Here is a 16,628-nt window from a genome sequence, read left to right on the forward strand (position 1 = left end):
AGGGAAGAAATGTTGATCGCGAAAAACTTCTTGACACACCAAGCCCTCATATAAGTGCTAGTCACGTGACTCTAAAGTTCGCCACATAAAGTCTCCTGGGCTTTGTGGCAGAAGCGTTTGACGGAAGCCAAAATCTGGTACGCCGACTTGGACCATTTGAAGGGCTTCTGATATTTGTTGTGCTGGTCGATGAAGGTACGGATGTCGGCCTCGAGCTGCCTGACGGAGGTGTGGACACCTCGCTGGATCTGCTTTCTGGTGAGTTCAGCGAACCAGCGCTCGACCTGATTGATCCATGACAGGGCTTCGACGTCTTATCGGACGGAGCACAGTTCGGATGGCGAGCGATCCTTGAAGCAAATCGCCATAGAGGGGGCTGCCGGGTGGCGAACGTTGAAAAAAGCCCTCGCGACCACGCGTGCGGTTCTCAAAGATCAATGCGAGGAGGAAACCGAAGATCTTGGCTTGCCGGTCCGCGGTGCGATTCAGGCAATGCGTGCCACTCACGAAGCACGAGCCGCGCAGCGCAATGTTGAAGCAGATGAAGCCGAACGGCTGAAGCGTTTGGAGCGGTTGAACACGATCACGCCCCTGTCAAACGCACTGATCGGCGATGCACATTCGAATTGGATAGAGACGCCGCACTCAAGCCTCATCGGGATGACACCGCGCGAAGCCGCAGCACAATCCGCCGGACTTCTCGAAAACGCGACACGCCTGCTGCACAATTTAGCGGCGGAGTTGGCGAAGAAGGCGAAATGGGTCGATGAGTTGGAGCGGGAAGCGTCCAAGCTGTTTTCACGCCCCGACAAGCTTTGTCTCTGTATGACAGTCAGCGATCCGGACCTGCCCGGACTGGCCTCGCCAAGCGTCTACATCAAGGACGAGCAAACGATGCAGCAATGTCTCGTACTTTTGAGGCGTCGTTTTGGAAAGCGGTAGTGTCGCCTATCGCACGGCGCCAATGGATACGAGGGGCAAGAGCCTGTGAAATTCTTTTCGACTATCATCGAATAGTTGGACATGGCGGTTGCGGAGATTGCCGTCGATCAGCCGATTTACAGCCGCTTGGCGCTGATCCTGATCGATAACGCCACGGAATTGCTCATTCACCGATCGTGCGAACAATACGCTGCCCACGGCACCGAAAGGATAGGACTCCGCCTAGTCCCAAGATGCGTCGCGAGGCGACGGGTGATTACTTGGAGCAGAAGCTGGCCGTAATGAGGCATGTCGATGCAATCACGGAGGATGAAAGACGCTTCATTGCGATAGCGCATGGCTGCCGTAGTGAACTGTATCATGTCGGATTGCGCCACGAGGAAATTTCGCGGCCGATTGCTCAACAATACTTTCAACTCGCGTGCGCGTTCCTTCCGAAGATGGGACCAGGGTCGATAGGGTGGGGGGCCTGATTTCAAGCTCAGCGAGCGTGTCAGAAGATACATTCCGGAGGGTGGTGGACCAGGATCGATGGCTTTCCGTCATCGGGAGCCGATAGCTGCTGCGCTACTTGCGGCGCTGCCTCGCAGTGCGGTCTCGTTGGGAACGTCGCTCAAGACCGACCTGATGCAGCGGATCGGACGCATCGAAAAGCACTTCAATTACCTCAGTCGGGGTCTCGATGGGAGAGCACCGCCGGCTGCGACGCTGGAAAATCTCCAATTTGCATACGATCACAATTCCGCGCTTCGGAGAAAGAGTGGCGAGAACATTTGGATTCCATGGGACGCGCCGTTCATGCAGGGCCATAAAACGCGTCTCATGGCGACGTGGAAGCGACGGTACTCGACTGTGCCCATTGTTAAGTGGCGGCAGAAGGCGAATCTTATCGGAAAGGAGACGAATTGGCTGCGCGCAGCTGCGGCGCATGATGATCTCGGCCGGCAGATGGATTATTTGGATGTCGCTATTACCGAAGCGCTTTCTGAATTTGATGGCTGGGTGCAACAGCAGATCGACCGGGCGCGGGGCAAGTGAGCTGTGCGATTAGCCGAAGTGGTCGTGGCACCCTCAAGGTCCTTCCCGCGGAGGCCCGGGTCAGGCGATGACAGCGCGACCTCAGGGCACCGGAATTCCATGACCGTATGATGGTATTCCCTGTAGGTTTCTAGTCCTGCAGGGCCGGATCATCAGCGGCAGCAGCATGCGGCGAGTATGGCAGGTCGGGCCATTGACCGAGGCCGGCTCGTTTCACCCGCCTTCCGAGCGCCAGCACCTGCGGGAATTGGCCGTCCCAAGCCAATGTTAGATAGACACGGTTACGGATCATTTCCCATCCGAAAGATTCGTTTACGTTTCACCTTGACAGCTCGGAATGACCTGTTTACGTATCATCCACCCAACAAAATGATCCGGGAACATATCAATGGCCCCAGACCCCTTCCTCAAGGATCTTGGCATGCACTTTAGAAAGGCGCGCATGGCCGCTGGCTTGTCCCAGGAGCAAATCGCCCTTCGGGCGAACATCAGCAGACCCCGCTATCGGGACATTGAAACCGGTGCCGCTGCCGCCCGTGCAACGACGCTCGTCAACATCGCCCGCGCCCTTGGCATGGAAATAATGTTGATCCCGCAGGCGATGGTGCCCGCTATTCAGTCGATGCTGCAGCCCGGCGCCGACGATGATGATCGCCCCGCATTCACGTCAGACGTCGAAGAGGAGGAAGGCGCATGAGTCCGACCGTCCTCGCGGCGGAGCGCATCCAGTCGCTCGATATCTCGTTGAACGATCTTCCAGTCGGCACGCTCGTGCGGACGCCGGGCGACTACAATGCGTTCAACCTTTTGCCCGCTTACCGGAACTTAAACAACCCGCCAATCTTCAGCCTGTCGCTTCGCTCAGCGGACGGCAGCCTTCGCCGGGATCCCAAACCCATACGCGGCGCGCTGCCACCGTTCTTTGCCAACCTGCTGCCCGAAGAGAAACTGCGCGAGGCGATGGAAAAGCACCACGCGGCGTCAGTAAGAAAAGGAAACGACTTCGATCTTTTGGCTGCGCTCGGGACCAACCTGCCAGGAGCGGTACGCACTTTGCCGAGTGACGGTATCCCCATTCCAACTGGTCCAGAAGTGAAGGGCAATAAAAAGCTGCGATTTTCGCTTGCCGGTGTGCAGATGAAGCTTTCCGTTATGAAAAACACAGGAAAGGAAGGTGGGATCACACTCGCCGTAGACGACGAGCAAGGGCAATATATCGCGAAATTTCCCTCCCTCACGCACATCGGACTATCGGAAAACGAATTCGCGATTCTAGCCCTGGCGGAAGCGCTGGGGATGGAAGTGCCGGCACGCGAACTCGTCGACAAGAAGGAGTTCGCCGGCATTCCGGAAGAGTTCAACACCATGTCCACGGGCAAGGTGCTGCTTGTCCGCCGCTTCGACCGCGGCGCGGACGGGGCCCGCGTCCATATGGAAGACTTCGCACAGGTCTTTGGCCGCTATCCGTCGGAGAAATACACTGGCGCAGCCTATCATAATATCGCGGCAGCGCTGAACAGCGGCGTCTCCTTTGATTCAGCCATCGAATTTGTTCGGCGCCTTGCACTTACCGCGGTCACCGGGAACGGTGATATGCATCTCAAGAATTGGTCGTTGCTGTATCCCGGAGACGGACTGACACCAACGCTGTCGCCTGTCTACGACGTGCTTTCAACAATTCCCTATATCCCTAAAGACGGCCTCGCCCTCAGCCTCGCCGGCGAAAAGTCGTTCAAGGCGCTTACTCCAGAGCGCTGGCGCAATTTCGCAAATCGTAGTCGTCTTCCGGAAGGGGCAGTGATGACAGCCGTAGCCGAGACGGCGGCGACCGTGCGCGACAAGTGGTCGGTTCTTCCAGAACGCGATGTTGTGCCTGCCCAGGTCCTCAGCCGGATCGATGCCCATATCGAAGAAATGGCAAACGTTCTCGATCCGTAGATCCCAAGCCGACGATGCAGGGTCAGGGACGTGAACCTATAAATCCAGAGTGGTCCGCAGAGTTCCGCTTTGATACGGATTGTGTTGAGAAACTCGAAAATCGCGGGGCTCCGAAAATCTCGCAAGTGTCGCGCATTGGCAATTTCAGCCGCTGCAAGGCTTTGCAGAATCGATACGAGCGCCAGCGATCGTTTTTGGGTAATTGATGTGGTCATCTCACAGCGAGATAGACGCACCAGCGGTCCTGAGAATTTTCAGTCATCAGCGAAAAGGGACTTTTTCAACACAATCATACATATTCCGGGCTCCAGCCCGGACATCGCGTGAGGTCTGGAAAAGGGCCACCAGTGGACTCTAGGCTGACCGCCCGACGACCACAGTATCGATGGTTGCGACAGAGCATGAGATGATGAACAGATGCGAGCCTCCCCAAATGCGCGTCTGCAAGCATTTCCGCAAACCTGCTGCATCAGTCCGTCCCGATCAATTGGCATCGCTCGGGCTACGGCTAATTGATCCTGCGCAATAGGGGCGGAAATCGCTGAATTTCTGCACCATTTGGCCGCCAGAGGACGGCCGAAGACCTTGCTCCCGCGCGAACCGAGATATTTTTTGTTCGATGCTGTCTATTCATAATATTTCGGAACGCGATGTCTCTATTATTCGCGAGGCGACTGAGCACAACAGGACGCGCGTGTTGTGGATGTCGGCGGGCGTTAGAAGAATATTTCAACAAACGGACGAAGTCGCAAACGCAAGTGATTCAAGTGGACGATAGATGATGCCGCGAAGCGCGGACTGGCGACGATTTGAGAGGGCTTTCAGCGACCATGCGATAGGTGGCCGCAAATCGCTTCGACAGAATGGAGACAATTGTCGTTGGAGGAACAGGAGAGCCGCTCGCTTGCAATCGCGCACGCAGGGAGCAGAATTGTACGAATTCGTTAGGTAACGAGTTCGTGCACGCTGTTCGTCACCGCACGGCAACAAACAATGCGTCGGCTGCGAAATTAAGAAAAATTGAGTATCTCCTCTCAACGAAAAATAGTTCGTCTTAGACTCGCGCATTCGAAAATTCTTTGAGAGGATTGATAATCGGGCAATGATGCCGGTCAGGGAGCTCATGATGCGCAACAACATCTTCGGCATCGTGATTTCGTTACGCGCAGAGCTTGTTGATAACTTGTGTGCGTCCTTTTGTTGACGCTGCCCGGATGCCGCTGGTCGGCCAGCCGCTCGAGCTGTTCTACGAAGGGGGAAAATAGATCGACATGCGCGGGGCTGCTCGCAAACGGTCAGCCGGGCTCCAACGCTCCCAGCACGAACACGAGGGCCCCGATGTGGGGGCGACACGCAGGTCCAAAGAAGAAGAGAGCGCTCCAGACGACCATGACGATGTTGTCGACAAGTTATTTTCGATTTTCTGTGATATTTTTGGCCAGGAGCGACACGAACATCTTATCACCTCATTGTGAACTAAGACGTCATATTAATTTCAACCACAGGGTGTATCTGCTTCGGGCTGGGTGCTGCAGCAGCCTCCGGCGCCGCTACTGAACTAGCTGGTATGTTGCTTGAGCTTGGACGAGGATGTGACATGGTGACCACGCGTGAAGTGTCTGTCGATGACGTCACAACGGTAACCCACATGGTTGCTGCCCTACTTGCCGAACTTGAGGGCGGCCAAGTGCAGGCCGGACTAGATACCCAGCTTGCTGTCGACCTCCTCGTAAAAGAGCGCGTCTATGGGTTTCTGGCTTTCGCGGAGGCTCGTCCTGTAGGCATCATCATGTTGTCGGAAAGCGCGGCCCTTTTTGCGCGCGGAACCTACGGCATCATTACCGAACTCTACGTGGTGCCGGACCAGCGATCGTCTGGGGTCGCGATGCGCCTCATTGAGGCTGCCGTGAGCCTGGGGACGGTAAAAGGCTGGAGTCAGCTTGAACTGGGGGCGCCGAGGCAGCCGACGTGGAGCCGCAACCGCAGCTTGGCCTTCTACTTGAAGGCCGGTTTTGCAGAGATCGGCCCACGCCTCAAGTTGCCGTTGCACCGCCTTGGCCAGAGCATTTTCGCCGAACGCTGGCCAGTCTCCCAGGGCGTCCGGACGGGAAGGCTTGCGAGCGGGCCGTTTCTCGAACGTCGCGATAGCTCTAAACTAACAGCTTGTTGAAGAAGTCACCAGCGGGCAGGCGTTTGGCATAATTCTCTGGAGTGATTGAATCGGGAAATGGAGATGCGCCGCTGCTGACGAGCAGTATGGATCGCTATTCAGCTATGTGGATTTGGAAGCCCGCCTCCGCGGTGATCATCCGCTGCGAACGATCCGGATAATAGCAAACGCGGCGTTGAGTGTCGAAGGCTTTCACGGCGCTTTACGTGGACTTCGGGCGGCCATCGATCGCACCAGAGAAGCTGCTTCGAGCGGTGGTGCTGCAACCCTTCTAGTCATCTGGAACGCAAGTTCGTCACATTATAATGATAGCTCGAATCTCTCTGTAGAGGAGAGCGCTTGTGGCGAATGCAGCTGTGAGAGGCCGGCCGATCGAGCCGTTGGTGCTGAGTGCGCAGGAGCGGAGTACTTGGAGAGACAAGTCCGTCGTCACCGTGTTGCGCGGCCGCTATCTGACCGGTGCCGCGCGATCCTGCGATGTGCGGACGGCTTGCCAATTGCCCCATGAAGGAGAGCTTGGCGCCTTGGCCATCACCTTTGCGATAGAGCCTGGCGTCCGGTCGGTGGTTGATCCATGCGTCTCGTTGGAGCGCTTCTCCTTGTGGAAGCCGCGCTCGCCATTGCGGCCTGGATCCGGCGGCTTGTCTTGCCGTCCTTGCCCGCTCTTCATTGATGCCCACGCCTCGATAAGCGTGCCATCGACCGAGAAGTGATCGTTCGACAGGAGCTGCTTCACCTCAGCCTGGTCCAACACCGCGCCGAAGAACTTCGCCGCCACATCCCCTTCCAGAAGCCGCTCCCGGTTCTTGGTAAATACCGTCACGTCCCAGATCGGCGCGTCCATCGACAGCCCGACGAACCAACGAAACAAAAGATTGTAATCGAGTTGCTCCATCAACTGGCGCTCTGAGCGCACCGAGTAGAACGCTTGTAAAAGCAGCGCCCGCAACAGCTTCTCTGGCGGAATCGAAGGCCGGCCAAGCTTCGCGAAATCGCCTGAGAGCGCCTCACGTGCCCCATCGACAAGCCGCCTAATGGCCCGCAGCGGGTAATCTTTGAACCCGCGCCGAGCAGCTCACGTACGAAAAAAGGCCCTCTGACGCCTCATCTTCTCCGCGCATCGGCTGTCCTCCGCCCCGATTCAACAGGACAAAGGAATCACAATCGCAGCCGATCCGCGATACTTTTTTCCGCAGCCTGCTCGTCTAGTAGGTAAACCTCTGCACTGACGAGTGGGGGAGAGCGATGTCGTACTGCGCAACCGCTAACCCTCCAGCTAAGGAGCAGTCCCAAACGCTGCATGACGCCGAACACTTCATCGCCAAGCTCCCAAACGCGAGCACGACGCGGCGGAACCTTGGTGGATAAGATTACTGTAGTCCATCCGATCGGCGCTGCCGAAATTGCCGACGTTGCAGTAGCCGGCAATGACCTCTCTGTGCGATGGAGCGGTCGAAAGTTTGGACAGAGCCTCCATTTGTCAATTCTGGCATTTTGGGCGCCCCCCTTCGTTGCGTCGAAGCAATGCAGCGTCTCGCCTCCGTTCCGCTTGTTATCAGCCTGGTACAGGCTGGGAATACTCGCTTACGACGGACGTGCTGAGGGCCGTGATCGAGAAAGTGACGGGAAGCAGCCTGGAATCGTTTGTCACCGAGCGGTTCATGACCACGACGGCGATTATTGGCTCCGGCGCGATCTCGAATCCCATTCGGGAAGCGTTCTATGCGGCTGATTGAGGTTCGACACCCAGCGCTCTTCTGATCACAATCGTGGGATCCGCCCCGCGAGGCTGACACGTTCGAGTTGGGCCCATAAGCATCGGTCGAAGGCCAGCGCCAACCCTGTCCGATTCACCCCAGATAGTGTTGCAAAAGTCGAAAGTTGCAGGGCTCAAGATTTTTCGCGAAAGCACTAAGCAGCGAGCGATCGCTGATTCGTATGACCTCAATCGTGGTATTGAAGTTGCCTGTGAATTTTGCGTGAGGCCGTGAGGTCCCTCACATTTTGTATACGAAAGTCGCGCCCACGGCCCGCAGAATTTTGGTCATAGGCGAAAATCGACTTTTGCAACACAATCCCCCAGAAAGCGGACCGCGCGTCCTTAGTGATGGTCTTCGGCTTGGGGCCAATAGCCGGCGTTCAGCTCGCTCCCAGCCCTAATCGCGGGGGCCCTGCCGCGGCTGAGGATTGTTGGCAGGGTTGGTATCGTACTTCGATATTCGCGTGATGAGCCCGCTAGTAGTGAGCGGTTGCAAGTCCACCTCCAGCGCGTCGGCAATCTCCTTGGCATAGATCTCCCGGTCGTCTACGTAGAGTGCAAAGGATTTCAAATACTTTTCCTTCTTCGCTGGATTCTCAATCGTCGCCTTTGTCCACTGGTAGAGCGGATAGTTTTCGACGCAGTGCTCTTCTGCTGCGGCGACATACTCCGCAAAGGCATCGAACTGGCATTTCGGCGCAGCGCGATGCTTGGCGAGGATATCGAACAGCGGTGCCAGTGCCGGAACACGAAGTTTTCGGCCTACCGATTCCGCCGTGGCGGAATCATTCACATCGAACCTAACCTGATACTGCCAGTGAGAAGCCACGCTATGCTCGCCTTCTGGTCGCACCCGATTATTCTCCTTTTCCCATCGCAAGGCGCTACCGCTTCCTCACGAGCAGGTCCGGCATGCATTGTATCACAAGCTGGCCGCAATGTCAGGCCACCGTTGCGTTAGGAGCTCCTCATTTTTAAGGCACTCGTTGGACGAACGAAGATCGATCACCACCCGTTGATAGGTGCCGCTGCCGATCTCCTCTATCCCGTCGCTTGCCGGCACCTTGAAGTCAACTCGTTTTCCCTCGACGTTGATTACCTCGGCCGTCGCGCACACCTCGTGGCCTACAGGCCGTGGCGGCGAAGGGCTGTACGTCTACTGCAGCGCCGACCGCGCTTTCGATGAGGCTCGCGAAAACCAGATCTTCGTCAGACCCGCGCTGGCCGTTTGACCTCAACTAGCACAAGCAACGAACGCGGGAGCATAGTCTATAACGGTAGGAGCTCCGTGAATTTGCGAACGCGTTAGGCGGTCTTCATTGGGCGGCTGCTTGGTGACCTTACGCGCGTTACACTGCACCGGCCATCAATGCTGACGGGCACGTCACCCTCGATGGTGGCGCGACGAACGACGCGATGCTGGTCGCCGTAATCATTGACCGCATAATGGTGTGTGGCGCGGTTATCCCAGATCGCGACATCGCCCTCCCTCCAGTTCCAGCGCACGGTGTTTTCAGGCGCGGTGATATGAGACTGGAATATATCCAACAGCTTTTGGCCGTCATATTTGGGGATGCCAAGAAAACGCTGTACCAAAGCGCCGAGCACTAGCGTCCGCTCTCCGGTCTCGGGGTGGACACGCACCACGGGATGCTCAGTCTCGAAGTTGGTTCTGGTGAAGACCTCGTCAAAATGCTTCTTATCGACCTCGCGGACTCGGGCCATTCCGGCATAGTCGAAGACGTTGCTGTGAACGGCCCAGAGCTCGTCTGCAAGCCGTTGCAGCGGTGGCGGCAGGTCGAGATAAGCGGCCGCGGCGTTCGACCAGACCGTATCGCCGCCGAATAGTGGGATCACAACGGCCCGCAGCACCAAAATCTTGGGATAGGAATCGGCGAAGGTCCCATCGGCGTGCCACACATCGGCCCGGCCACCGCCGCGCGCGGAGTCAAGCTCGAGGAGCGATGCCGTTCCCTTGGCAACGCCGAGCATCGGATGCGGCACCAGCTTCCCGAAACGGGCAGCAAATCGCTCCTGCTCGGCGTCATCGAGATGACCTTGGTCGCGGAAGAAGATCACCTTGTGGTCGAGCAGCAAGCTGTTGAGTGCAGCGATCGTCTGGTCCGGCAAATCGCTCGAGACCTTGGTATTTCTGATTTCGGCGCCGATGCGCGCTGCGCGTTTGACGATATCGGTACGCGGAATGACATTATCGATCAAGGTCGTTTCGCTCATGGATGTTCCAGCCTTTGCGGTTTCTTCACCAAACGAACGCATTCAGCTGCGACCCGGATTGGGTGAACGCTAGATTGCTAATCATCAAATCCGCGGCAATCGGCCCGTTGGTGCGCTGTTCGTGCGAGGCAAAAGCGGCCACGCACGGATCGCGGCTGATCCGTACCATTTTCGATGGGATACGCCTGAAACTCGCCGGTGCCCCTTGCCTCGGTGCAGCATTAGCTTGATTGAGGATCGACGATCCGGCAGGTTCAACTTCGAAGAGTCTCATCGAGACTGCCTTCGATCATTGGTTTGGTGAAACTTCTCTACGATCGCGGATACGATCTCGTCCTTCCAAGAAGATACGAAGCGCTTGGGTGCGCAGGTGACGTCACCGGGTTTCATAGGCAAACCTCGCATTTAGCAAGTGATCTCCAGCAAGCACCGTGCCAGCCGCGAAAACGAGCTGCGAACGACTACCTGGCGGCAAGAGCGCCAAAGGGATCGGGAAAACCCGGCGCGACGGTCACCAAATTGGGCCGATAATTCGACCAGAAAGCCGGCTAGCCCCGATGGCCAGCGCGCGCGAAGAAGCAGCGCCTAACGATACGTGAGGTCGAGCGCGTAGGTCGGGGCCAACGGCACAGCGGCGTATGATCGTCAGGCGTCCGTTCGGATCAGCACGAGAGGCGATAGTCATCAGATGACCTTCCATCTTTCAACATCAGACACGTCCGGTTCAAGACGGAGATGTCGGAGATCTGACAACCTGCAGCGTCGATCCAAAGGCATGCTGGCGGCTATGCCGTGTGTTTTCTCTCGTGAAGCAAGGCACACACCAAATCCGGCACCATCGCGGCATCCCCGATCTCGATGTGGTAGCACCTTTCATTCCCGAGCTGCTCCGGCGATAGCCGACCGCCCGATGCACGTAGATTCAGATCGAGTTACGGGGGGCTGGTCGACAATACCGCCGGCGCATCGTTTGCAGCTCTCCGCGAGTGATCGAAGTTCCCGTCACGAGAACATCGCGGTTGATGTTTGCCCAGGTCATTCCCCGGCCAATGGATGAAGAGAACCGTGACCCGCCTCGCTGCTAGCGTTCTGTCCCGCAAGTTCGTAGCATGGTTATTGCATCGGTTCCGCGTACCCGATGAAGGAGATATCGATGCGCACCGGACGGGCGAAGGCGATGCTGACGATTTCCAGCGACGAAGACACGCAGCTCACGGCCATAACACGGTCGCGCTCGCTGCCGCGGCGCTGACGCTGCGAACAGAGATCGTGCTGGCCTGCCAACGCGAGCCGAGCAACGTCGTCTTGGCGACGCGGCTTGGTGGTCGGCCCCATACGATCGGCAAACGGCCCAATCGCTTTATCGCAAATCGCATCGAGGATCATCTACGATGAGACGCGTACCGGCGGACCCCCGCACGGTTGAGGATGAGGCTGTGGCCGAGCTGATCAGCAAGACACTTGCTCGCAAGCCCAAAGCCGCAATCCATTGGAGCGTGCGCCCATCTAAAGAGACGGAAGTTGCCAAAAGCACCGTTCATCGCCTGTTCCAACTCTTCGGTCTGCGGCCTCACCGTACCGGCAGCTTTAAACCCTCGACCGATGCTTTTTTGTCGAGAAGTCCCGCTTCCAGAAGATTGGAAGGCGATGGAGGAGACTGCTCGCATGAGTGACGGGCTTCAAAAGGGAGATGACGCGGCCACCATTGAGGAACTGCTCCAACTGCTAATCAGCATCCTAGCGTCAGCAAGGCGGCTTCCGCGCGGCCCAAAAAGCGATGCAGCGTTACGGCAGATAGGGGAACTTCAAAAAGGTGTAGGCGTGGTCCTGCTGAAGCGGTTTTACGATAAAGCATAGCAAGCTCCTTTGCCGTGGGGCAGGGCTGCCTGCGGACAATCTGCCTCAACTCACGACGGAGCCGCGTAAGGCCCGCAACGAGATGTCGGATCTCGCTTGGCGGCCGATGACTCCGGGCGAATCTACACCCCCCGTCGGCCGCCCGGTTGGCAGCAATCTCGGCGAAGCACAGTGGAGCGCGCGGCTTCGGCACATCAGAGTCAAGCTCTTGGGCTGCCGCGAGACTTGGCATCGCTGCACTTCACCTGCCAGCGTGGTGAAGCGGCGAAGAAAATGCAAGGGGCTATCCGCCGAAAGGCGAGAATGCGTAACAGCTCCCATACTTTCCTGCGCGGTCCAGTAAGGTGCCGCGGCGATGTGCGGCAGAAAGTTCGCTGGTTGCGAGCGGCTTGATAGATGGCGGCCATAACCAGACAGACCTTGAAGGGAGCAGATTGAATATCACGCACAACGTACTCTTCGGATTTCATCTCTTAGACAGCTCGTGCTGAAACACCATCGGCTATTTTGTTTCAGGGGAGGGTGAGAGATAGACAATGCAAGCGCTAAGCGTCTGCGGACTACCGGGCGGCCGTAAAGTGTCTGAACGCCGCCGAGCGGCGGCGGTTTGCTAGAGCCGGCCACTTGGGTCGCTTCCGAAATCGATCGGTTGTGCGGCCCTTTTCACTCAGCGGCAACAGGAGCTCCGAAATCGTCCTATCGGCACCGGCCGCCATTGAACTCGATAGCTGCATCGTAACTGTCCCGATGCTCAAACGCCTCAAGCCCGGTATGCGAAAAGCCTGGTACTTTCCACGATGTGTGCTGTCTGAGGCTGTCGAACCCGTGATCTTGCGGGGCTATCACGGCGCAGCACGACCGACGCCGGCATTTATCACCGTGAGGAACCTCGCACGCATGACCGCGGGGTGATGACCGAAAGATTGCGGGTCATCACCGATGGCGGGCATTCCTATTCCAAAGAACTCGTCGATTTCTTGCAGCATATATTACGTACCGGGTGCCAAAATCCGAACGTGCCGCACTGTCGTGCTCGACGGGTCCTACCATGAGGATGGAATCGGACCTTGAAGGAGCTTGGTCAGCACGAGGCTCGATCATGTGCAGCGCGGCCACCCGCTCGGTTCTCCATCAGCCCGTGCCCAATGGAGCCCTCTTGGTAAGGACTGCCGGAGACTGCCGCTGCGAGCGTGCTGTTCGGGCCTCTGCAAGAGCGTCTGGATCGGTAGTCGAAGCATGGGTGTCGTTCGAGCGTTTCTGGCCGTGGGAAGTCCGCATCGGCATTGCGGCCGCCGCCTTGCGCCGGCGGTTCGCCGGAGCCGTCCTTCGGCTTGACACTCTTCATCGAGGCCCAGGCCTCGATCAGCGTACCATCGACCGAGAAGTGATCACTCGGTAGAAGCCTCTTCACCATAGGCTGCGCCAGCACCGCCGCCCGATGTCGCCTTCCAGCAGCCGGTCGCGGTTCTTCGAGAATACCGAATGGTCCCAGGCTGCGTCGTCGACGCCGATGCCGACGAACCAGCGGAACAGCAGGTCGTATTCCAGCCGCTCCATCAGGAGCCGCTCCGAGCGGATCGAATAAAACGCCTGCAACAGCATCGCCCGCAGCAGCTTCTTCGGCGGGATCGACGGCCGCCCAATCGGCGAATAGAGCGCGGCAAACTCGCGCTCCAGCTCTGACAGCGCCTCGTTCACCATCCTCCGGATCGCTCGCAGCGGATGATCGCGCCGCACCCGCGACTCCAGGTCGACGTAGCTGAACAACTCGCCCGTTCGATTGTCGAGGCCCCGCGCGCACGCACCGTCTCCGAATCTCGTCGGAGCCAATGAATCACGCTCGCCGGCCAAAAACCATCGCGACTGCGTTCAAAGGCGACCGCTATGCGTGTAATCGCGTGCCCAAAGTTTGCCGCCTCCTCGCGCCAGCGGTGTAGCAACCGGAGCAGCGCGTCTTCTTCGTTGGCGCCAAGCTTCGCGCGACGTAGGCATGCACGTCCGCAACGTGCAGCGCTCAGTGAATGATATGGAGGAGCTGGTCTATATCCAGAGCCAGCCGCTCGACATCGCGGATTGTCCGGAGGCCAAGCAGATCCGAAATCACGAAGGGCCGCATCGATTTTAAGAACGTCCATTTCCATTATGGCAACGATGGATTGCCGCTCTACAGGGACTTCTCAGTGTCGATAAAGGCCGGCGAACGGGTCGGTCTGGTCGGTCCCTCCGGCTCCGGCAAGACCACCTTTGTGAAGTTCATCCAGCGGCTTTACGACGTGAACGGCGGTCGGATCCAGATCGATGAGCAGGACATTTCGAAGGTGACGCAGGCTTCGCTGCGCTCTCAAATTGCGATTGTGCAGCAGGAATGCCTCTTGTTCCATCGCTCGCTAGCCGAGAACATAGCCTACGGCCAGCCCGGCGCCAGCCAGGCCGAGATTGAGGAGGCGGCACAACTCGCCAGCGCGCATGAATTCATCGCGCGCCTGCCGAAGGGTTACGGTACGCTGGTCGGCGAGCGTGGCGTAAAGCTTTCCGGCGGCAGCGCCAGCGGGTGGCGATCGCGCGTGCCTTCCTTGCGGACGCGCCGATCTTGATTCTGGACGAGGCAACCTCGAGCCTTGATTCGGAGTCGGAAGTGCTGATCCAGAACGCGATGGAGCGGCTGATGGTCGGGCGCACCACGCTGATCATCGCGCACCGGCTCTCGACGGTGCGCGCGCTCGATCGGCTGCTCGTCTTCGATCGCGGCCGCATCATCGAGGAGGGCGACCACGCCGCGCTGATCCGTCTAGACGGCGGCATCTACCGCCGTCTGTTCGAGCGGCAGCGCTGGAGCGTGGCGAAGGGGCTGGTTTGAGGCCAATGCGGAAAGGGTCGGATGAGGCGTGATTCACTCGTTTTTGCGGGGACTCTCGACGGTTTTGTGAGGCGCGGCGACGGGCCGGTGACGGACGCCGTGCGCGACCTCATTGAAGTCGGATTGAACTGGCCCGCTGCCGCTAACACGGTGGCCGAGGAAGCGGCGCAGCTCGATGTAGCGCTCGACCTTCTCGCCGAAGAATGCGGCGAAGGCGGTCATGCGGCGCCTCCCGGAAGGGGGAGCGCGACCTCAGCGAGCTGCCCCGGGTTTGCCGGAGGCCATTTGGTTTAAATGCTGCCATGGCCGACTGTTCCAGCATGGCGTAGTAGCGTTGCTCGGCTTCTGGGATGTTGCCGATGGGCCCCAGGAGCCGTCGGTTGTTGAACTGACCTGCCACCGAACTTTCATCCAGCGGCGGTTAGAGCGGTTCACGGCTTGATTGAATCGGAAGGGATTCCGGATTTGGGGCGAATATGATTCAAGATGACCGCAATGTGCTGCAGCAAAATGGCTGAACCGCGCAATCCGGCTCAGATAAAGCTTAGCGGATGCTCGCTTGTAACCGAGCGAGAAAAAATACCCCGCGATGCGATCCATCTCGGCGCCGAGCGCCCGTTACGAAGGCGCTTGAGCAGCCCGCGATACGAAAAATAGAACTTGAGCATTGTGCCCCTCCGGCGTTGCGGCGCAGGGGGATCCCGCGTCCGCGCGAGAGGCACGAAATATTACGTGGCGGAGGAATCCAGGCGTGGCGGGACCTGGCTGGCGTTAGGGCGCCTCCGCCATATAATCTCGTCCGACACATAAGAACGGATCTGAGCCGGCATCGCGCACAAGCGCAACAAGGCCATCGATGTTCTTGAGGACAATCGACTTCGAGAGGTCTTGTCGCCATTGACGGTCCGTCTTGGCATCTTAAGCTCTGTCCGCTTCAAGACGTCAATGTCCCATTGTCGACAGTTGGATGGCAGTATTCCCCGAGCGAGGCGCGAAGCTCATTCTTTCGTCAGGAAGATCTTGCAGGACATCTTTGGCACGCTAGTTGCTAAGATGGTGGGCGTCACACCACAATCTCGCCGCCTCGGCTAAGAGTTCAGATGAAACTTGTTCGATTGATCCAGATCAGTGCGATGCTGATGCTGCCGCAGTCCGTGGCACGCGCGCTGTTGCGAGGTTTCTCACATTCTGATGTCGCTTCGATTCCCGGCAATGACTTTGCCATAATAGTGCTAGGTCTGTTCGCACTCACGTTTGAGTGGCATTCTCGGAGCGAAGGTCCAGCAGCGTTTTGACGCTCAACAGTCCGGCAGAACGAAGTGGCTTGCTGCCGCTCCGAAACGGGGCGTGCTCGTATTGCTGCGACTATCGACCGGACTTCCCTAATGGATATCAGGTCGCAAAGTGGTGGTGATGGATTTTCTGAGTGAGGTCTCTAGTCGGTTTTGCGCGCCGTTTCGGGCTACCCAGGCTGCACGACGAGTTAACCAGAGCGCGAACACGGCTCCGGCTTTCCTCCGCTGCGCGCTGGCGCGCATCTCTGCTCGTGCTCAGATTTGGTGGCGAAGCGCTCGGGCATGTCACCTGCGACCATTTAAGTCGCTAGTTGTTGCAGATCCTACTGCGCGTGATTTTGCGGAGTTGAGCAGTCAATCGCGGGGCCATTGAAAGTGCTGGCTCGCGTGGCACACGAGGAGTTTTCGTCTATGGGGGTGGAATACGAACATTGCGACACATGTGTGTTGGCCTCGTCGAGTTGCGAACTCGGCGATTGGGCTGGGCAACGACCTGAAGCCTCACCAATAGGTTCTACCGTCTTTGTTGGTAGTGGC

Annotated in this window: 14 protein-coding genes and 6 pseudogenes; 11 read left to right on the plus strand and 9 right to left on the minus strand. The window is 58.0% G+C overall.

Features of this window, described 5'->3' with window-relative positions; genetic code table 11:
* Positions 1–71 precede the first annotated feature (71 nt).
* Positions 72–299 (minus strand): annotated as a pseudogene (locus CQ13_RS46200) (IS630 family transposase); the annotation flags it as partial.
* 52 nt (positions 300–351) lie between these two features.
* On the opposite strand from CQ13_RS46200, the gene CQ13_RS36550 reads away from it, so the two are divergent.
* The gene (locus tag CQ13_RS36550; RefSeq protein ID WP_197427565.1) at positions 352–942 is read left to right on the plus strand and encodes a hypothetical protein; all 591 of its coding nucleotides are present in this window, start codon (positions 352–354) and stop codon (positions 940–942) included.
* A gap of 531 nt (positions 943–1,473) precedes the next feature.
* Positions 1,474–1,980 carry a hypothetical protein gene (locus CQ13_RS36560; protein WP_057847615.1) on the plus strand — a complete coding sequence of 169 codons (507 nt, stop codon included), beginning with the start codon at positions 1,474–1,476 and terminating at the stop codon, positions 1,978–1,980.
* A gap of 130 nt (positions 1,981–2,110) precedes the next feature.
* On the opposite strand, the gene CQ13_RS43935 is transcribed toward CQ13_RS36560, so the two are convergent.
* Entirely contained in the window at positions 2,111–2,272 is a 162-nt protein-coding gene (locus CQ13_RS43935; protein WP_156434128.1) for a hypothetical protein, read from the minus strand.
* Positions 2,273–2,368: 96 nt separating this feature from the next.
* Here CQ13_RS43935 and CQ13_RS36565 point away from each other — a divergent pair, with 96 nt between their 5' ends.
* The 5 genes and pseudogenes from CQ13_RS36565 to CQ13_RS43940 form a co-directional block, all read left to right on the plus strand.
* A complete protein-coding gene (locus CQ13_RS36565) occupies positions 2,369–2,677 on the plus strand; it encodes a helix-turn-helix domain-containing protein (protein ID WP_057847616.1) in 309 nt (102 codons plus the stop codon).
* Positions 2,674–3,918 (plus strand): type II toxin-antitoxin system HipA family toxin, encoded by a 1,245-nt coding sequence (locus CQ13_RS36570; protein WP_057847617.1) that lies wholly within the window; start codon positions 2,674–2,676, stop codon positions 3,916–3,918. Before CQ13_RS36565 ends, CQ13_RS36570 begins: the two co-directional genes overlap by 4 nt.
* Positions 3,919–5,515: 1,597 nt before the next feature.
* Positions 5,516–6,088, plus strand: coding sequence for a GNAT family N-acetyltransferase (locus CQ13_RS36580; RefSeq protein WP_082637873.1), 573 nt, complete (start codon positions 5,516–5,518; stop codon positions 6,086–6,088).
* Between the two features lie 49 nt (positions 6,089–6,137).
* Positions 6,138–6,360 (plus strand): annotated as a pseudogene (locus CQ13_RS42175) (transposase); the annotation flags it as partial.
* A 69-nt stretch (positions 6,361–6,429) separates the two neighbouring features.
* Positions 6,430–6,584, plus strand: a pseudogene (locus CQ13_RS43940) (IS630 family transposase); the annotation flags it as partial.
* 4 nt (positions 6,585–6,588) lie between these two features.
* Here the strand turns inward: CQ13_RS43940 and CQ13_RS36585 are convergent.
* A pseudogene (locus tag CQ13_RS36585) lies at positions 6,589–7,209 on the minus strand (IS5 family transposase); the annotation flags it as partial.
* 486 nt (positions 7,210–7,695) lie between these two features.
* Between CQ13_RS36585 and CQ13_RS46905 the strand changes: the two are divergent.
* A complete protein-coding gene (locus CQ13_RS46905) occupies positions 7,696–7,824 on the plus strand; it encodes a hypothetical protein (RefSeq protein WP_347337088.1) in 129 nt (42 codons plus the stop codon).
* A gap of 420 nt (positions 7,825–8,244) precedes the next feature.
* On the opposite strand, the gene CQ13_RS36590 is transcribed toward CQ13_RS46905, so the two are convergent.
* The 4 genes from CQ13_RS36590 to CQ13_RS36605 all read right to left on the minus strand — a co-directional run bounded on the left by CQ13_RS36590 (position 8,245) and on the right by CQ13_RS36605 (position 11,468).
* A complete protein-coding gene (locus CQ13_RS36590; protein ID WP_057847619.1) occupies positions 8,245–8,676 on the minus strand; it encodes a hypothetical protein in 432 nt (143 codons plus the stop codon).
* Positions 8,677–8,769: 93 nt separating this feature from the next.
* Positions 8,770–8,964: a thioesterase, FlK family gene (locus CQ13_RS47465; RefSeq protein WP_057847620.1), complete on the minus strand. Its 195-nt coding sequence runs from the start codon at positions 8,962–8,964 to the stop codon at positions 8,770–8,772.
* Between the two features lie 188 nt (positions 8,965–9,152).
* Positions 9,153–10,082, minus strand: a complete 930-nt coding sequence (locus CQ13_RS36600) for a TauD/TfdA dioxygenase family protein (protein ID WP_057847621.1) — start codon at positions 10,080–10,082, stop codon at positions 9,153–9,155.
* 1,113 nt (positions 10,083–11,195) lie between these two features.
* Positions 11,196–11,468: a hypothetical protein gene (locus CQ13_RS36605; protein WP_057847622.1), complete on the minus strand. Its 273-nt coding sequence runs from the start codon at positions 11,466–11,468 to the stop codon at positions 11,196–11,198.
* Between the two features lie 50 nt (positions 11,469–11,518).
* On the opposite strand from CQ13_RS36605, the gene CQ13_RS43960 reads away from it, so the two are divergent.
* Together CQ13_RS43960 and CQ13_RS36610 are read left to right on the plus strand one after the other, a co-directional pair.
* Positions 11,519–11,755 (plus strand): hypothetical protein, encoded by a 237-nt coding sequence (locus CQ13_RS43960; RefSeq protein ID WP_156434131.1) that lies wholly within the window; start codon positions 11,519–11,521, stop codon positions 11,753–11,755.
* Positions 11,748–11,939: a hypothetical protein gene (locus tag CQ13_RS36610; RefSeq protein WP_156434132.1), complete on the plus strand. Its 192-nt coding sequence runs from the start codon at positions 11,748–11,750 to the stop codon at positions 11,937–11,939. The genes CQ13_RS43960 and CQ13_RS36610 overlap by 8 nt, the downstream gene beginning before the upstream one ends.
* Before the next feature lie 1,077 nt (positions 11,940–13,016).
* Here the strand turns inward: CQ13_RS36610 and CQ13_RS36615 are convergent.
* Positions 13,017–13,769, minus strand: a pseudogene (locus CQ13_RS36615) (transposase); the annotation flags it as partial.
* 148 nt (positions 13,770–13,917) lie between these two features.
* On the opposite strand from CQ13_RS36615, the pseudogene CQ13_RS36620 reads away from it, so the two are divergent.
* Positions 13,918–14,796, plus strand: a pseudogene (locus CQ13_RS36620) (ABC transporter ATP-binding protein); the annotation flags it as partial.
* A 33-nt stretch (positions 14,797–14,829) separates the two neighbouring features.
* Here the strand turns inward: CQ13_RS36620 and CQ13_RS36625 are convergent.
* Entirely contained in the window at positions 14,830–15,018 is a 189-nt protein-coding gene (locus CQ13_RS36625; protein ID WP_057847624.1) for a hypothetical protein, read from the minus strand.
* Positions 15,019–16,628 lie beyond the last annotated feature (1,610 nt).

This window comes from Bradyrhizobium retamae (assembly GCF_001440415.1).
GTDB classification, from domain to species: Bacteria; Pseudomonadota; Alphaproteobacteria; order Rhizobiales; family Xanthobacteraceae; genus Bradyrhizobium; species Bradyrhizobium retamae.

Coding starts and splice junctions, on each gene's coding strand:
- CQ13_RS43935 (WP_156434128.1), bottom strand. CDS start 2,272: ATGATCCGTAACCGTGTCTATCTAACATTGGCTTGGGACGGCCAATTC.
- CQ13_RS36625 (WP_057847624.1), bottom strand. CDS start 15,018: ATGACCGCCTTCGCCGCATTCTTCGGCGAGAAGGTCGAGCGCTACATC.
- CQ13_RS36605 (WP_057847622.1), bottom strand. CDS start 11,468: ATGATCCTCGATGCGATTTGCGATAAAGCGATTGGGCCGTTTGCCGAT.
- CQ13_RS36580 (WP_082637873.1), top strand. CDS start 5,516: ATGGTGACCACGCGTGAAGTGTCTGTCGATGACGTCACAACGGTAACC.
- CQ13_RS36560 (WP_057847615.1), top strand. CDS start 1,474: ATGGCTTTCCGTCATCGGGAGCCGATAGCTGCTGCGCTACTTGCGGCG.
- CQ13_RS36600 (WP_057847621.1), bottom strand. CDS start 10,082: ATGAGCGAAACGACCTTGATCGATAATGTCATTCCGCGTACCGATATC.
- CQ13_RS36610 (WP_156434132.1), top strand. CDS start 11,748: ATGAGTGACGGGCTTCAAAAGGGAGATGACGCGGCCACCATTGAGGAA.
- CQ13_RS36570 (WP_057847617.1), top strand. CDS start 2,674: ATGAGTCCGACCGTCCTCGCGGCGGAGCGCATCCAGTCGCTCGATATC.
- CQ13_RS36565 (WP_057847616.1), top strand. CDS start 2,369: ATGGCCCCAGACCCCTTCCTCAAGGATCTTGGCATGCACTTTAGAAAG.